We start from the raw sequence: 10,855 nt of genomic DNA on the forward strand, positions 1-10,855 counted from the left end.
CCTCCGGTGAGATGCGTCATGTGAGCGGTGCTTCGCGGCGCACCGGGGCCGTCGACGGGCCGCTGAGCGGCGGACGTCCCGGCCGACCGGCCGGGGGCCACAGGCTAGGGCGAGCGGGGCGTCGGCGTCCACGCCCTCGGACGACGCGCGTACGCTCGACGACGGCAGCGCCCGGCACGTGCCGGCCTGCCGTCGTCCCCGAGAAAGGACCCGAGCGGCACCCGCTCGACCCATGACGAAGACCCTGCTGGCCGTCGACGGCAACTCCCTGATCCACCGCTCGTTCCACGCGCTCCTCGGCTCGCAGCTGCACACGCGCGACGGCCGGCCGACGTGGGCCGTCAAGGGCGCGCTGTCGCAGATCCTCGGCGCCGTCGACCGCGTCGCCGCCGACGCCGTCGTCATCGGTTTCGACGACGCGGCCGGCAACCACCGCAAGGCCGCGCACCCGCACTACAAGGCGCACCGGGCCCCGAAGCCGGACGACCTGGTCACGCAGCTCGCGCTCGCGGTCGACGTGTTCTGGTCCGCGGGCCTGCACGTCGTCATCCCGGACGGCCTGGAGGCCGACGACGTGCTGGCGTCCGCCGCCGCGACCGCGACGGCCGCCGGGTGGCACACCGTCGTGTGCACCTCCGACCGCGACGCCTTCGCCCTGGTCACGGAGACGACGTCGGCGCTGCGGATCATCAACGGCGGCGTCGAGGCCTCCCCCGTGCTGACCCCGGCCCGGCTGCGCACCATGCTGGGCATCGACCCGTGGCAGTACCGGCAGTACGCGGCCATGCGCGGGGACGCGTCGGACAACCTCACGGGCATCCGCGGGATCGGTGAGAAGACGGGCGTCGCGCTGCTCGACGCGTTCGGGTCCGTCGAGGCCGCGTTCGCGGACGTCGACACCAACGGTGGCGCCCGCGTCGCCGAGGTCGTCGGCAAGGCGTGCGTCAAGAAGCTCTCCGACCCGGACGGGCGGGCGGCCTTCTGGCAGAACGTCGAGCTCATGACGATGCACACCGACGTGGACCTGGGGATCGACCTCGGTGCGACCTCCGGGCCCGGGCTGCTGCCCGTGGACCGCGCGACGCTGCACGACGCGCTGGCCGCGGTCGAGATGCACTCGCTGCAGTGGCTCGCGGCGCGGGTGCTCGCGGGGGCGTCGGGCGACGGGCACGTGGCGGCACCGGTGGTGCCCGCAGCCGCAGCACCGGCGCCGGTCCCGGCGGCGGTCGGCCCGGCGGTCGGCCCGGCGGTCGAGGACGAGCTGACGCTCTTCTGACCGCTCCTGTCAGCCTTACCGCGCGGGCAGCTGCTGCACCGACCACTCGTTGCCGTCCGGGTCCGCGAACCCGGTGAACCTCCCCCACTCGAGCTCCTGCACGGGCGGCGCGTCGACGCCGTTCCCCCGGAGGAACGCGTACGCCGCGTCGGCGTCGTCGACCACGACCTGCAGCCCCTTGACCGAGCCCGGCGCGGCGTCGGTCAGACCCTTCCCCACCGCGATCGAGCACGCCGAACCCGGTGGTGTGAGCTGGACGAACCGCAGATCCTCGTTGACCTCCCTGTCGTGGTCCACCACGAATCCGACCTGCTGCGAGTAGAACGCCACTGCCCGGTCCACGTCGCTGACCGGGAGGATCACGAGCTCGAGCCGGAACTCCATCGGTCCACCCCCCTGACGGGCCACCGGCCCCACGCCGGTGGCGTTGCCGCCATCCTCCCGCCGACCACCGACACGCGCGCCGACGCCAGGATGCCCGGCACCGTCGGCGTCGGGCCCGAGCCGGCCGTCCTCCGCCCGCCGAAGCCCCCGGAGTCCACGCGTCGAGACGCAGCCTCGGCGAGACCGGGCTCAGACCTCGCAGGGGCGGGTGGGAGACCACTCAGCCCGGTCTCGCGACCAGACCGTCCCACCTGGTGGTCGCGGTCCGGCGGGACGCCGCACCGCGGCTGCGTCGGAGGGGACGCCGCACTAGCGTCGCCGCATGGCCGCGCGCGCACCGGTCCCGCAGGGGCGTCTCGCCGCCGCGATGCTGGCCGGGGCGCTCGTGCTCGTGGAGTTCCTGGCCGGCATGCAGCGGTACCTGTCGCAGACGGTCCTGCCGCTCGTCGCCGCCGAGCTCGACGGCGCCCACCTGTACGGGCCGCTCGACGCCGCCGCGCAGGCGCCGATGTTCCTCATGATGCCGGTCGGTGCGTGGCTGCTGTCCCGCTACCGGGTCGGCCGGCTCATGGTCGTGCTCACGCTCGTGACGGTCGCGGGGGCGGTGCTGTGCGCCACGGCGGTGACCATGGAGGCGTTCGTCATCGGCACCGCCGTGCGCGCTCTCGCCGCAGGGGCGCTGGCCACCATCGGCATGGGCGCCATCAGCCGGGGGCTGCCACCGCGCTACCGCCAGCTCGTGCTGGCCGCGATGTCGGGCGTCTGGGTGTTCTCCTCGGTCCTCGGGCCCGTGTACGCGGTCGCCGCGACGGCGGCGTTCGGCTGGCGCTGGGCGATGGTGCTCTACCTGCCGCTGCTGCTCGTGGCCCGCGCGATGGTGGCCCGCTCCATGCCCGAGCGCACCGAGCCGGTCGCACCGGAGCCCGCCCCGTGGGCGTGGTCGATCGTGCTGGCGACGGGGTCCGCCGTGCTCGCGCTGCCCCTCGGCGCGTGGTCCGCCGTGGCCCTGGTCGTGGGCGGCGGCCTGATGCTGCGCTCCTCCGTCGCGGTCCTGCCGGCGGGCACGCTCGGCGCGACGAGCGGCCGACGGGCCGCCCTGACCGCGCTCATGGCGACGGCGGCGGTGTACTTCGGCGCCACGATGGTCCTGTCCGTCGTCGCGCACGACGCGTTCGGCCTGGACGCCGAGCGGTTCGGGCTCGTCATCGGTGCGTCGGGGTTCATGTGGGCGGTGACCGGCCTGTGGACGGGGTCGCACCCGGCGGGCGACGACGGCGCGTTCCGACGCCGGATGGTCGGCGGCGGGGCCGCGATCACCGCGGGCGTCGTCGGCCTGCTCGCCACCACCGTGGCGGCCGACGGGCCGGGTGCGGCGTTCGTCGGGCTGCTGGTCGCCGCCGGGGTGACCGGAGCGGGCATGGGGCTGCTCTACCCGGACCTGCTGGGCCGCTGCCTGGCCCACCCCGACGTCGACGACGGCATCTCGGAGGACCGGATGGCCGCCGCCGTGGTGGTGGCCGAGTCCGTCGGGCTCGCGGTGGCCACCACGGCCGCGTACGCCTGGCTCGGCACGGGGCTCGGGCTCGCCGACGCCCCGCTGCTGCGCGCCCAGGTGCTGTACGCGGTGCTGACGGCGCTCGCGGTGCTCATGGTGGTGCGCCTCACGCTGGCCGGTCGCGTCGCCGCCGCTCGGGCCCCGACCGCGGCGTGAGGGTCCCGGGCCCGCGATCCGGCGCAATCCGGACGACTCCCGGCAGCCCATCACCGAGCTGACCTTCCCCAAGCAGCTCGTGGAGATCAAGGTCGTCGCGGTCGTCCCCGAGTGACGGGACCGCACCCCGTCTGACATCGACCGAGCCCGGTCGGCCCTCGCGCCGGCCGGGCTCGGTCAGGTCAAATCTCGTAGCGCCCACTCAGGCGCACGAGCAGACGCATATGCAGGCCCGCTGCCGCTGGGTTAACACGTTCCACGACCAACTCGTAGTCGTGGGTGATGATGTTGTGGACGTAGTCGAGGAGGGGCCCCGGCACGTAGCCGAGCCTCCCTCCGTCCTGGGTTACCAGCAGAGCCCGATCGTCGACCGGGTTGTCGGCCTCCAGGCGCAACGAAAGCCGATCGCCGGGTGCCAGGCGGTCGATAGCTGCCCGCTCGACATCTGTCAGATGACGAACACCGTGCACGAGGAAAACGAGGCTCGTGTCGCCAGGCTGGGGCAGCGGGGTTAGCTCGTACGTGTCACCTGTGCGCCCGCCACCTGAGACGGCCAATACCTCGAGGGGCCCGGCCTCTCGCGTCAGCCCGAGATGTTTGAGCGTCTCAGGACGCTCCGGTCGACGCGGATCGATGACCCGCTCGGCGAAGATCGGAAAGAGGACGTCACTCTCCCTCGTACGGCCCATCGGGAGACCGGGCAGTGCTCGAGTAGCAGTGGGCGCGTACTCGAAGGTGTAGAGATGACCGTCGAACGACAAGGTTCCGACTGTCTCGAAGCGGCGGGTGGTGGGGTCCTGGCGGCTGACAAGCAGCTGATCAGTCCTCAGCAGAGTTGCCATCGCACAACCTCCTCCGGTTCTCGAGCACAACGTTGATCATGAACCTAGTCGCAGCGTCCGACATCCGTCCCTCTGGCGCCTTCATCGCCTCACGCACCGAGTGCTCGTCGAGCAACGCGATCCGCTCGAGCCACACGGTCGCCCCCGATCTCGCCACCGCGTCGAGCGCTAGGCCGACAAGCCGCTGCTTGCTCGGTGTGAAGTGGTTCGCCCGACCCTTGCGTGCGAAGGCCGCGGGATCCTTGACCATCCGGTTCTGCTCGGTCATCCCCGCTCCGAGCGCGCTCCCGTGATCATAGGTGGGCGCGAGGAGGCGCCGACCCGTGACGTCCTCCTCCAGAAGCGCCCAGTTGCCGGGGTGCCTGTCGGAGTTGCCGACGAGCGCATCGAGGAGGAGGTACCCGGCGAAGAAGTCGAAAGACGCCTCTAGTCCAGCTCGTTGATCGTCCACGGACAGGGGGGGAGGCAGCACGTCACTCAGCAGCTGCTCGACAGCGTCGAGCGTGTATCCGTGGTCGCGCCGCATCAGCCCTACGCGCGCACCCTCAGCGGACACCGCTGGCATCCGCTCGTAGCCGTCGATCTCGGGAAGGTAGGTCCGGCCTGTGTTGAGGCTGTGACCCTCCGGCGCGACGTTGTGCGAGATCAGACCGAGCTCACCGTCACATGCGGCGAATCTGCACTCGGCGGCAGGGATGCCCAAGGCTCTGGCCAGACGCGAGACGACAACCTCGGCGCAGTCGGTAAGCGCCAGGTCGGAACCATCACCGGTCTGCTGTCGGCCCTTCCAAAGCCACTGCTCATGCCGGGGCGAGTCGGCGAGACGCGCCACCCACCGCTTGTTCGGGTCACGGCCCCCCGGCTCGTCACGGATGACCGCCCACTCAGAAACATCGGTCACCGCCGCGTCCACGATGTAATCAGCGCCTCGCGCAGGGTCCCGGTCGACCTCGGAACCAGTTCCCGCAGTGCTCGCCGTCGCTGACGAGGGCGGGGACACACCGTCACCTGCAGGCATGGGCACACGCTAGTGCGCCGACTGCGTCGTTCCGCCGCAGGCACGGCCCGCATCCGTTCGATACGGGGCGCAGGTGGCCGCTGTCGGAGAGGCGTTCACCGCGGACCCTCACGTCCACCACGCCACCACCGCACGACCGCACCACCAGTCCGCACCTAGGCCCGGGCACCGCCGCTGAAGTGGTCGACGAGCCCTGAGCGCACCTGTTCGTAGAGCGAGCGGACCGTGACCGTCTCGCCCCGCTCGGCGCGGCGCGCCCACTCGTCGTACGCCAGGCGCACGGCGGTGCCGATGGCGGTGACGACGGTGCGGGCACGGAGCTCGTCGAAGTCGTCGCTGGCGTGCAGGACGAGGGTGGTGAGCTCCTGCAGCTGCTCGTCCTCACGGGCCAGCGCGTGGGCCAGAAGGTCCGGGTCGGCCAGGACGAGGCGGCGCGCCCGCAGGACGCGCGCGTGGCTCGCGGGCGGCTGCGCGTCGAAGGCGTCGATCTGCGCCAGGTAGGCCCCCTCGATCGCGCGGACGACGGTCTGCGCCCCCTGGTCGACGGCGCGCACGCTCGCGACGAGGCGCTCCGTCGAGTCGTCGTCGACGAACAGCGCGTTCTCCTTCGTCCCCGCGTGGCGGTAGAAGGTGCGCGGGGCGATGCCGGCGGCCTCGGCGATCGCCTCGACGCTCGTGGCAGGGACGCCCTGGCGCTCGAAGAGGTCGAGCGCGGCGTCGGTGATCGCGCGACGGGTCTCACGACGGCGCTGCTCGCGGAGGCCGCAGTCGGCGTCGGGCGTGCCGAGGTCCGCGTGGCGGTCGTGCTGCTGGTCGTCCGCGTCGGGCATCCGCACATCCTCGCACCCACGCGAGACGATTCTGGCAGTCACTGCCATATGATCGTCAGCCGGACGAGCGCGGAACCTCGGGCAGTCCGCGCACCCACCCCCGACAGAGAGCCCCCGATGACGCTCGAGCACGACCTCCGGACCGCCCCGCACGCCGCCGACGGGACCCCCGCGATCCGCACCCGCCCCGTGATCGCGCTCCTCGTGGTCTCCGCCTTCGTCGTCATCCTCAACGAGACGATCATGGGCGTCGCCCTCCCCCGGCTCATGGTCGACCTCGACGTCACCGCCGCGACCGCGCAGTGGCTGACCACCGGGTTCCTGCTGACCATGGCGATCGTCATCCCGTGCACCGGCTACCTGCTGGCCCGGTTCCCGCTGCGGGGGCTCTTCTTCACGGCGATGTCGCTGTTCTCCGCGGGCACCCTGATCGCGGCGCTCGCCCCGGGCTTCGAGGTGCTGCTGGCCGCGCGCGTCGTCCAGGCGTCGGGCACCGCGATCATGCTGCCGCTGCTGTTCACCACCGTGCTCAACGTCGTCCCGGCCACCCACCGCGGACGCATGATGGGCGTCATCTCGATCGTCATCGCCGTCGCCCCCGCGATCGGCCCGACGGTCTCCGGGGCCATCCTGTCGACCCTGGACTGGCGCTGGATGTTCTGGATCGTGCTCCCCATCGCGCTGCTCGCCATCGCGCTGGGCGCCGTGTGGGTGCGCGACGTCACCGAGACCTCACCCGCGACATTCGACCCGCTCTCGGCGCTGCTCGCCGCGGTCGGCTTCGGCGGCCTCATCTACGGCCTGAGCCTCGTCGGCGAGTCGGCGTCCGGGCACGCGCCCGTGGTGCCCGGGATCCCCGTCGCGGTCGGCGTCGCCGCGCTCGTCGTGTTCGTGCGTCGTCAGCTGGTGCTGCAGCGGACCGACGCCGCCTTCCTCGACCTGCGCACCTTCACCTCGCGGGCCTTCAGCCTCGCCGTCGTGCTCGTCGTCGTCGTGATGTCCGCGCTGTTCGGCTCGCTCATCCTGCTGCCGCTGTACCTGCAGCAGGTGCTGGCGCTGGAGACCCTGACCGTCGGCCTGATGCTGCTGCCCGGCGGCATCCTCATGGGTGTCATCGCCCCGGTGGTCGGCGCGCTCTTCGACCGCTACGGGCCGCGGCCGCTGGTCCTGCCCGGCATGGCTGTCGCGGCTGCCGCCCTGTGGGGCATGACGACGTTCGGCGTGGACACGCGGATCGGGTGGATCGTGGCCGTGCACATGACCCTCAACCTGGGCCTCGGGTTCGTCTTCACGCCGCTGCTGACGTCCGCGCTCGGGTCGCTGCCGCGCGCCCTGTACTCCCACGGCAGCGCCATCACGAACACGCTGCAGCAGGTCGCCGGTGCCGCGGGTACGGCCCTGTTCGTCACCCTGATGTCCGTCGGCACCGCCGGTGCCCTCACGGACGGTGAGAGCCCCGCTGCGGCGATGGCGGTCGGCGTGCACGACGCGTTCGTCGTCGGAGCGGTCATCGCCAGCGTCGCTGTCGCGCTCACGCTGTTCGTGCGCGCACCCGCTGCAGCCGAGGGTGAGGGTCCCGTGGTGGTCGGGCACTAGGACGGCCACCCGGGCCACCGGCGACGGCCGAGACCACGGCTGCCCGGACCTGCTGGTTGGGGCCTGTGGAGGTGTGGCTGGCGCGCGACGAGGAGGTGCAGCGGGTCGACCGGCACGGTCCTTGACACGATGCGTTTCACGCTGGGTGACTCGACCCATCTCGGCCGCCGGCCCGAGGAGACCTCAGGGGAACCCCATGCGTCAGCGTCGCACCGTCGTCATCGCCCTCGGCACCGTCCTGCTCGCCGCCCTGTCGTGGCCGACCGCCCAGGCCGTGCCCTACACCGAGCCGCACGTCAGCGTGATCAACCCGTACACGAAGTCGAACGGGGCCGTCATCAACCCGTTCACGAGGACGAACGGGGTCGTCATCAACCCGTACACCCAGTCGCATTGAGGCTTCGGCGCCGAGTCGTCCGCGCCGAGCCGTCCGCACCGAGCCCGCCGCACGGCGCCGTCGCGACGCCGCCGACGGCGGGGCGCCGAGTCAGTTCGCCTCGCAGCGCCCCTGCCGCCAGTACCCCATGAACGCGACGGCCTTGCGGTCGACGCCGCACTCGCCGACCAGGTGGCGGCGCAGCGTCTTGATGACACCGGCCTCGCCCGCGAGCCACGCGTAGAGGTGCGCCTCGGCGGCCAGCGGGGCGCCGGTCGTGTAGTCGATCGGAACCTCCCACAGCATGCCGGCGTCGATGTCGACGTCCTCGAGCTCGGCGTCGGGTGCGGGCGCCTGGCCGGGCAGCAGGCGCGCGGCGGCGGCCTGGACGCCGGGGACCAGGAGGTCGCCGTGGGCGCGGCCGTCGCGGCCCAGCCAGTGCACGTGCACACCCTCGGGGGCGTCGAGGTCGAGGCGGTCGTCGGACCACGGCATCTCGATGAGGACCTCGCCGCGCGCGTCGCGCGGCAGGCGCTCGACGATGCCGGCGATGGCGGGCAGCGCGGTCTCGTCACCGGCGATCAGGAGACGGTCCGTGCGGGCGGGCGGCACGAAGTCGACGCCGCCGTGCGGGCCGACGTGGTCGGCGTTCGGTCCCATGACGACGAGGTCGTCGCCGACCTGCGCGGTCGACGCCCAGCGGGACGCCGGGCCGGTGTCGCCGTGCAGGACGATGTCGACGTCCAGCTCACGCGGGTGCGGGCGCACGCCGCGCGCGGTGTAGGTGCGCATGGGGTGGCGGCGGTCGTCGGGGAGCGCGCGCCACGAGCCGTACCAGTCGCCCGTGCGCTCCATGTCGATGAGGTCCGCGTACGGCGAGCCGGCGACCGGCAGGAAGAACTTGATGCGCTGGTCGAACCCGTTGTCCGCGAAGCGGTCCAGGTCGTCGCCCGTGAAGGTGACGCGCAGGAGGCTGGGACACAGCCGCTGCAGCGCGGCGACGCGCACGTGGAACATGCGGAACGGGGACGCCGCAGGAGCGGTCGTCTCGACGGTCGTCGCGGTGTCGACGGTCACGGGGGCCTCGGTCACGGCGTAAGCATAAGGTGAGGCTTACCTGATTCCGCAAGCCCCTGCGGCCGTCAGCTTGGGCAGACCCCGGGCAGCAGCTCGTCCCCGAGCGGGTCGGAGCCCGTGCCGGCCCCGTCGCCGGGTGCACCCGGCACGTCGGCGGACCCGCCGTCCCCCGCGTCGCCGCCCGTCGCGCCACCGGTCGCGCCACCCGCCCCGACGTCCCCCGTCGCCCCGTCCGCCGACCCGCCACCCGTCCCGCCCTCGCCCGCACCGGGTGCCGGCGTGGCCGCCACGAGGGCCTCGGGCGGGGTGTCCGTCGCGAGCCGCTGCCAGATCTCGTCCGCGGCGGACGTCCACTCCACGCGGTTGGGGTCGCTCGACGCCGCCACCACGGGCACCTCGGTGAAGACGATCCGGGAACGGTCCAGACCGCGCAGCGAGTACCCGAAGGCCGCGAGCCGCACCGGGTCCGCCAGCTGGGGGTCGGCCCGCAGCGACCCGAGCACGGCCCGCGCGACGCGGTACAGCTCGTCCGCGTCCCCGAGCACGTCCTTGCCGAGCAGCTCGCTCACGGCCGCCTGCACGAACGCCTGCTGCCGCGTGATGCGCGTCAGGTCGCTACCCATCTCCAGCCCCATCCCGGTGCCCGACCGCACCCGCAGGAAGCCGATGGCCTGGCGCCCGTCCAGGCGCTGGTCCCCGGCCGCCAGGTGCAGGTCCCCGTACCTCGGGTCCTCGTCGACGGGCTCCGGCAGGCACATGCGCACTCCGTCGAGCGCGTCGACGACGTCGATCACGCCCGTCATCCGCACCACCAGGTGGTGGGTGACCGGCACGTTCGTCAGCGCCTGGACGGTGCCGATCGTGCACGCGGCGGCATGGTCGACGCTCCCGTCCTCGCCCGCCCCGATCGAGAACGCCTCGTTGAACATCGTGAACCGCGGCCGCGACCGGCCGCCGTCCGGCAGCTGGCACTCGGGGACCTGGACCAGCGAGTCCCGCGGGATCGAGACGACCTCGGCCCACGTCCGGTCGCCCGACACGTGCACGAGCATCGTCGAGTCCGACCGCATGCCCTCGGCCGCGCCCGCGAGCGCCGTGTTCTCCTCGTCACGCAGGTCGGTGCCCATGACGAGGATGTTCATGGCCGCGCCCGCGAAGGGGTCGTCGGGCGCGTGCGACGTCGCGACGGGCGAGGGCGCGTAGATCACCAGGTCCTCGGCGCTGCTCACGTCCATCTGGCCGCGCAGGTCGAGGTAGACGGCGCCGGCGGCGGACGCGAACGTCGTGAGCACCGCGGTCAGGACGATCGCCGGTCCGCGTGCGGCGGTGACGGGCACGCGCGCGTGCCGTGGCCCGGGGTCAGGCACGCGCGCGTGCCGTGGTCCGGGGCGGGCGTCGGCGGTCACGGACGTGACGCTAGGCCGCGGCGCCTCGCGTGCGGGGCCGGTCGTGGGGGCGGAGCGTGAAGGTGTCGCGGAGGGTGGATGTCGAGCGGCCGCGACGGCCGACCGCGGGCGCCGCTCAGTCCTCCCAGGGAGGCGTCTCGTCGAGCCTCGCGTAGTACTTCGCCAGGTGGCTGCGGACACGGTCGCGGTCCTTGCCCGGCAGGTCGACGCCCCCGCGGGAGCCCTGCATGACGGCGGCCGCGGCGAACACGCCGCGGGGCACGGCGACCAGGTCACCGTCGACCACGTCGGCGATCAGCAGCTTGTACGCCGTGAAGTTCTCCTTCCTGTCCGCGTCGT

10 protein-coding genes and 1 pseudogene are annotated in these 10,855 nt (G+C 72.9%); 4 read left to right on the forward strand and 7 right to left on the reverse strand.

Going from position 1 to position 10,855, the window contains the following annotated elements; translation table 11 throughout:
• Positions 1 to 232 precede the first annotated feature (232 nt).
• Positions 233 to 1,276, forward strand: a complete 1,044-nt coding sequence (locus IR158_RS01310) for a 5'-3' exonuclease H3TH domain-containing protein (protein ID WP_291808470.1) — start codon at positions 233 to 235, stop codon at positions 1,274 to 1,276.
• Positions 1,277 to 1,291: 15 nt separating this feature from the next.
• Here the strand turns inward: IR158_RS01310 and IR158_RS01315 are convergent, their stop codons facing one another.
• The gene (locus tag IR158_RS01315; protein ID WP_291808472.1) at positions 1,292 to 1,660 is read right to left on the reverse strand and encodes a VOC family protein; all 369 of its coding nucleotides are present in this window, start codon (positions 1,658 to 1,660) and stop codon (positions 1,292 to 1,294) included.
• 322 nt (positions 1,661 to 1,982) lie between these two features.
• On the opposite strand from IR158_RS01315, the gene IR158_RS01320 reads away from it, so the two are divergent.
• On the forward strand, positions 1,983 to 3,371 hold the full coding sequence (locus IR158_RS01320; RefSeq protein ID WP_291808474.1) for an MFS transporter: 1,389 nt from the start codon (positions 1,983 to 1,985) through the stop codon (positions 3,369 to 3,371).
• A gap of 182 nt (positions 3,372 to 3,553) precedes the next feature.
• Here IR158_RS01320 and IR158_RS01325 read toward each other — a convergent pair whose 3' ends face one another.
• The 3 genes from IR158_RS01325 to IR158_RS01335 form a co-directional block, all read right to left on the reverse strand.
• Positions 3,554 to 4,213, reverse strand: a complete 660-nt coding sequence (locus tag IR158_RS01325; RefSeq protein WP_291808475.1) for an HIRAN domain-containing protein — start codon at positions 4,211 to 4,213, stop codon at positions 3,554 to 3,556.
• On the reverse strand, positions 4,191 to 5,126 hold the full coding sequence (locus IR158_RS01330) for a hypothetical protein (protein WP_291808476.1): 936 nt from the start codon (positions 5,124 to 5,126) through the stop codon (positions 4,191 to 4,193). Before IR158_RS01330 ends, IR158_RS01325 begins: the two co-directional genes overlap by 23 nt.
• Positions 5,127 to 5,386: 260 nt before the next feature.
• Complete coding sequence (locus IR158_RS01335) at positions 5,387 to 6,061, reverse strand: TetR family transcriptional regulator (RefSeq protein WP_291808478.1); 675 nt, start codon at positions 6,059 to 6,061, stop codon at positions 5,387 to 5,389.
• A 117-nt stretch (positions 6,062 to 6,178) separates the two neighbouring features.
• Here IR158_RS01335 and IR158_RS01340 point away from each other — a divergent pair, with 117 nt between their 5' ends.
• Positions 6,179 to 7,657 carry a DHA2 family efflux MFS transporter permease subunit gene (locus IR158_RS01340; protein WP_291808481.1) on the forward strand — a complete coding sequence of 493 codons (1,479 nt, stop codon included), beginning with the start codon at positions 6,179 to 6,181 and terminating at the stop codon, positions 7,655 to 7,657.
• 196 nt (positions 7,658 to 7,853) lie between these two features.
• Complete coding sequence (locus IR158_RS01345; RefSeq protein ID WP_291808484.1) at positions 7,854 to 8,054, forward strand: hypothetical protein; 201 nt, start codon at positions 7,854 to 7,856, stop codon at positions 8,052 to 8,054.
• 90 nt (positions 8,055 to 8,144) lie between these two features.
• Here the strand turns inward: IR158_RS01345 and IR158_RS01350 are convergent, their stop codons facing one another.
• The 3 genes and pseudogenes from IR158_RS01350 to IR158_RS01360 all read right to left on the reverse strand — a co-directional run.
• The gene (locus IR158_RS01350; RefSeq protein ID WP_291808491.1) at positions 8,145 to 9,050 is read right to left on the reverse strand and encodes a siderophore-interacting protein; all 906 of its coding nucleotides are present in this window, start codon (positions 9,048 to 9,050) and stop codon (positions 8,145 to 8,147) included.
• A 125-nt stretch (positions 9,051 to 9,175) separates the two neighbouring features.
• On the reverse strand, positions 9,176 to 10,516 hold the full coding sequence (locus IR158_RS01355; RefSeq protein WP_291808487.1) for an LCP family protein: 1,341 nt from the start codon (positions 10,514 to 10,516) through the stop codon (positions 9,176 to 9,178).
• A 115-nt stretch (positions 10,517 to 10,631) separates the two neighbouring features.
• Positions 10,632 to 10,855: pseudogene (locus tag IR158_RS01360) on the reverse strand (hypothetical protein); the annotation flags it as partial.

Source organism: Cellulomonas sp., from assembly GCF_015234515.1.
Classification (GTDB): Bacteria; Actinomycetota; Actinomycetes; order Actinomycetales; family Cellulomonadaceae; genus Cellulomonas.

What these genes read in the sequence shown, in the direction of transcription:
- IR158_RS01310 (WP_291808470.1), top strand. Translation starts at nt 233, where the DNA reads ATGACGAAGACCCTGCTGGCCGTCGACGGCAACTCCCTGATCCACCGC.
- IR158_RS01315 (WP_291808472.1), bottom strand. Translation starts at nt 1,660, where the DNA reads ATGGAGTTCCGGCTCGAGCTCGTGATCCTCCCGGTCAGCGACGTGGAC.
- IR158_RS01320 (WP_291808474.1), top strand. Translation starts at nt 1,983, where the DNA reads ATGGCCGCGCGCGCACCGGTCCCGCAGGGGCGTCTCGCCGCCGCGATG.
- IR158_RS01325 (WP_291808475.1), bottom strand. Translation starts at nt 4,213, where the DNA reads ATGGCAACTCTGCTGAGGACTGATCAGCTGCTTGTCAGCCGCCAGGAC.
- IR158_RS01335 (WP_291808478.1), bottom strand. Translation starts at nt 6,061, where the DNA reads ATGCCCGACGCGGACGACCAGCAGCACGACCGCCACGCGGACCTCGGC.
- IR158_RS01340 (WP_291808481.1), top strand. Translation starts at nt 6,179, where the DNA reads ATGACGCTCGAGCACGACCTCCGGACCGCCCCGCACGCCGCCGACGGG.
- IR158_RS01345 (WP_291808484.1), top strand. Translation starts at nt 7,854, where the DNA reads ATGCGTCAGCGTCGCACCGTCGTCATCGCCCTCGGCACCGTCCTGCTC.
- IR158_RS01350 (WP_291808491.1), bottom strand. Translation starts at nt 9,050, where the DNA reads ATGTTCCACGTGCGCGTCGCCGCGCTGCAGCGGCTGTGTCCCAGCCTC.